This window comes from Nocardioides caldifontis (assembly GCF_008087345.1).
Lineage (GTDB): Bacteria > Actinomycetota > Actinomycetes > Propionibacteriales > Nocardioidaceae > Marmoricola_A > Marmoricola_A caldifontis.
This window is the reverse complement of the sequence record NZ_VHIB01000028.1, coordinates 1-1,712: the sequence shown is the minus strand read 5'-3', so window position 1 is coordinate 1,712 and position 1,712 is coordinate 1. Positions and strand designations below refer to the sequence as shown.

General features: G+C 69.3%; 1 protein-coding gene. It reads left to right on the top strand.

The annotated features are described in order from the left end of the window. The first annotated feature begins 131 nt into the window (after positions 1-131). The gene (locus tag FIP57_RS22915; RefSeq protein ID WP_148576223.1) at positions 132-1,565 is read left to right on the top strand and encodes an IS1380 family transposase; all 1,434 of its coding nucleotides are present in this window, start codon (positions 132-134) and stop codon (positions 1,563-1,565) included. Positions 1,566-1,712 lie beyond the last annotated feature (147 nt).

Here is a 1,712-nt window from a genome sequence, read left to right as displayed (position 1 = left end):
AGCCCGGATCCACCGACGATCGCTCTGCTGACGGTGTCGTGGGCGTGCCGTAGCGCAAGGATGCCCTTGCGGGCTGGGAGATTGGGACTTGCGACGGTTCCAACGCTCTCAACCCGAAGGGCATCTCTGGGGTGAAACTCTCTCACACGTCTCGGTCGATTTCGGCGGTGTTCGACGAGCCGAATCTGGTGTCGTCAGCGGGGCTGGTCCCCGAGGTGGCGCTGGCCGAGGCTGCCGGGCTCCGGGGCCTCGCCGAGGAGCACCTGAGCGTGCCGACCGACAAGGGCGCGAACGCCGGGTTGAAGGTCACCTCGCTGGTGGCCGGGATGGTCGCCGGCGCGGACTCGATCGAGGATATGGCTGTGCTGCGGCACGGCGGGATGAGTCGGATCTTCGCCCACGCCTACGCGCCCTCGACGTTGGGGTCGTTCCTGCGGGCGTTTGCGTTCGGCCACGTCCGCCAGCTCGACGCCATTGCCTCCCGGTTCCTGATTGCGCTCGCCGGAATGACCCGGCTCCTGGGCGCCGCCGATTCAGCCGGTTCAGCACCCCAGACGCCGACCGAGTACGCCCTCCTTGACGTCGACGACACCGTCATCGAGGTCCACGGCCACGCCAAGCAGGGCGCCGGTTTCGGCTACTCCCGGGTGCGTGGGCTGAACGCGCTGCTGGCAACCCTGAGCACCTCGGCATCAGCGCCGATCATCGTGGCGCAACGGCTGCGGAAGGGCTCGTGCAACTCCTCGCGCGGCGCGAAGCGGCTGGTCGGCGACGCCGTGGCGACCGCCCGAAGACTCCTCGGTCCGGAACCCGTGGTCCTGGTGCGGATGGACTCGGCCTACTACGGCCGCGGCGCGATCGGAGCAGCGGTGGCTGGTGGCGCCGCAGTGTCGGTCACGGTTCGGATGAACCCGCAGATCAAGGCGGCGATCAGCGGCATCGGCGAAACGGCGTGGACCACCATCGAGTACACCGACGCGGTCTTCGACGAGGCCGGTGCGCGGTGGATCTCCCGAGCCGAGGTCGCCGAGATCGCCTTCACCGCGTTCGCCACCGGCAAGAGGTCCGAGCAGGTGGCCGGTCGACTGGTGGTGCGCCGGATCCCCGACTTCAACGCTGAGCAGAACGCCGCCGCGGGCCAGGGCACCTTGTTCGACCTGTGGCGCTTCCACGCGTTCTTCACCACCGCCGACCCCGCCGTCCTCGACACCGTCGCCGCGGACAAGACCCACCGCGCACACGCGATCATCGAGCAGGTCCATGCCGACCTCAAAAGCTCCGCGCTGGCCCACCTGCCGTCGGGGAAGTTCACCGCGAACGCGGCCTGGCTGGTGCTGGCCGTGATCGCCTTCAACCTCACCCGCGCCGCCGGCACCCTGAGCGGCGCTCAACTCGCCAAGGCAACCACGGCGACCATCCGCCGCAAGCTCATCAACGTCCCCGCGCGGCTGGCCACCTCGGGTCGACGCCTGACCATGCACCTGCCCCAGGGCTGGCCATGGCAGACCGCCTGGACCCAGCTATTCGACCGGGTCAGCGATCCGCCGGCGGCCCTCGCGTCCTGACCACCCAGCGGCGAGAGCAGCGCGACCCAACACAGCAGTGGAACGTCCGGACAGCGAGGTCCGGAGAATCCTCACGCGCCTACCCCAGCACCCGGCACCCTTCGTCGTTCACGACCATCTCAGCGGGCTTGTCGGTGGATCCGGGCT